2 protein-coding genes are annotated in these 2,476 nt (G+C 69.3%); both read left to right on the top strand.

The annotated features are described in order from the left end of the window. Window positions 1–506: 506 nt before the first annotated feature. Window positions 507–1,739 carry an IS110 family RNA-guided transposase gene (locus ABTY04_RS40755; protein WP_352218479.1) on the top strand — a complete coding sequence of 411 codons (1,233 nt, stop codon included), beginning with the start codon at window positions 507–509 and terminating at the stop codon, window positions 1,737–1,739. A 76-nt stretch (window positions 1,740–1,815) separates the two neighbouring features. After that, entirely contained in the window at window positions 1,816–2,430 is a 615-nt protein-coding gene (locus ABTY04_RS40750) for an SMI1/KNR4 family protein (protein WP_352218478.1), read from the top strand. Window positions 2,431–2,476 lie beyond the last annotated feature (46 nt).

Here is a 2,476-nt window from a genome sequence, read left to right as displayed (position 1 = left end):
TGTGACCTAATTCCTTATTAGCGGGCTGTGAGAGGCAGAGCGGTTGCCGCCACCCAGGCCCGCAGAGGTGGTGGTGATGGGGCCGGGGAGACACCTGCATACGACCCGGCCACCGAGGCCTCCTGTGAGATCGGTGCCACCCGGGAACTCCACGGTCACCACCACACAGCCGCCCGCTGCCGGCCGGGGGCACCAAGCGGACGCATAGCTGTGACCCGGCGCTCGACGCCCTACCGCAGAGTTGCGCCGCCTGATACCTCTGACCGTCGGCGGGCGGTGGTGATCATTTGTTGGTGATGTTGGCGGTGCGAGCCCGTTCCACGGTGACCTCTCGAAAGGCCCGAGCCTTGAGCTCCGGCACAGACCGAGGCCCGCGGAGCGAGCTGGTGCCACGCAACAACTAGTGCGATGTCGGCCCGAGACGAGGCCTGGAATTAGGGAGCTGAGTGGCCCCACATGCGCTCGCGGATCAGTGCCCGAGCATGCCCTGACCAGGGAGAACAAGCATGATCTACTGTGGGATCGACTGGGCCGAACGGACCCACGACGTCGCCCTCGTCAACGACAGCGGCCAGCTGCTGGCCAAGCGCCGCATCACCGACGACGCGGCCGGCTACCAGCTCCTGCTCGACCTCCTCGCCGAACACGGCGACACAGCCGAGGAGCCGATCCCGGTCGCCATCGAGACCGGCCGCGGCCTGCTGGTCGCCATCCTGCGCGCCGGGGGCCGCAAGGTGTTCGCGATCAATCCGATGGCCGCCGCCCGCTACCGCGACCGCCACGGCGTCTCCCGCAAGAAGTCCGACCCCGGCGACGCCCTGATCCTGGCGAACATCCTGCGCACCGACATGCCCATGCACCGCCCGCTCCCCGCCGACACCGACCTCGCCCGCGCGATCGCGGTGCTGGCCCGAGCCCAGCAGGACGCCACTTGGAACCGCCAGCAGATCTCCAACCAGCTCCGCTCCTTGCTCCGCGAGTACTACCCCGCCGCCCTCGACGCATTCGGACCCTGGCAGAACGGCCTCTGCCGACCCGAGGCCCGCGAACTCCTCAAACTCGCCCCCACCCCGGCCCGCGCCGCCCGCCTGACCCGCAGCCAGATCGCCGCCGCCCTCAGACGCGCCGGCCGCAGCCGCAAGCTCAACACCGAGACCGACCGCCTGCGCGAGGTCTTCCGCGCCGAGTACGCCCACCAGCCCCAGCTCGTCGAGGACGCCCTCGGCAAGCAGATGCTCGCCCTCCTGCACCAGCTGGACGCCACTTGCCAAGCCGCCGAGGAACTCGCCCAGGCCGTCGAGGAGCTCTTCCCCCAGCACCCCGACGCGGAGATCCTGCTGTCCTTCCCGGGCCTGGGCACCCAGCTGTCCGCCCGCGTCCTGGCCGAGGTCGGCGACGACCGCACCCGCTTCGCCGACGCCCGCGGCCTCAAGGCCTACGCCGGAGCCGCGCCGGTCACCCGCGCTTCCGGCAAGAAGAGCCACATCGGCCGGCGCATGGTCAAGAACGACCGCCTCAACCACGTCGGCTATCTCTGGGCGTTCTCAGCCCTCACCGCCTCACCCGGAGCCGGCGCCCACTACCGCGCCCGCCGCGAACACGGAGACTGGCACGCCGCCGCCCAACGCCATCTCTTCAACCGCCTGCTCGGACAACTGCACCACTGCCTCCAGCACCACGAACGGTTCGACGAGAACACCGCCTTTCCCACACCAGCTCTCACTGCAGTCGCGGCTTGACCAGCTGCTTCGCGCGCTTCGCTGAGACTGCTCACAGCTTCGGCCGTTGACACCCCGGTGAGGCAGACTGCCCGCCATGACAACGGCTGAGCACGACGTCCCGAACTCCTGGAGCCGCATCGGCACCTGGCTCACTACGCACACCCGACGAGGCCCGGCGAGACCAGCACCGGATGCCGCCCGCCTCGACGCGTTCGAGGCAGACCTCGGCCTGCCCCTGCCCGCCGACCTGCGGGCCTGGTGGCTGCTGCCCGACGTCAATGCGAGCTACTGGATTCCGGACGAGTTCGCCCCGGTCTCACTAGACGAGGCCCTGGAGACCCACGACATCTGGCTGCTGGTCGCACAGCAGGAAGGCGACTCGTTCGACGAGAACGGCCAGCCCGAGAGCCGCTACCAGCGGGAGTTCATGCCGATCGCGTTGAACCCCGGCGGCGACGGACTGATCGTCGACCTGCGCCCCGGTGACACCCATGGCGCGGTACTCCTCTGGGACCACGAGACCTGGATCCTGGACGTTCCCCAGTGGGCCTCGGTGACTTCGATGCTCCGCGACATCGTCTGCGCGCTGGAGGCCGGAAGGCCAGCGCTGCTGAGCCACGCGGCTCTCGGCGGCTCGCAGGAACCCAGCATCGCCACCATCGACGGCGCACCCGATCTTGCCTGGCATCCCACCACTCCAGACCGCTGATCAGACCCATCCCGCTTGACGCTTAACCGCGTGCGATGTCTGCGGT

The organism is Streptomyces sp. NPDC097981 (assembly GCF_040302565.1).
GTDB lineage: Bacteria > Actinomycetota > Actinomycetes > Streptomycetales > Streptomycetaceae > Streptomyces.
This window is presented reverse-complemented; position numbering and strand designations above follow the sequence as displayed.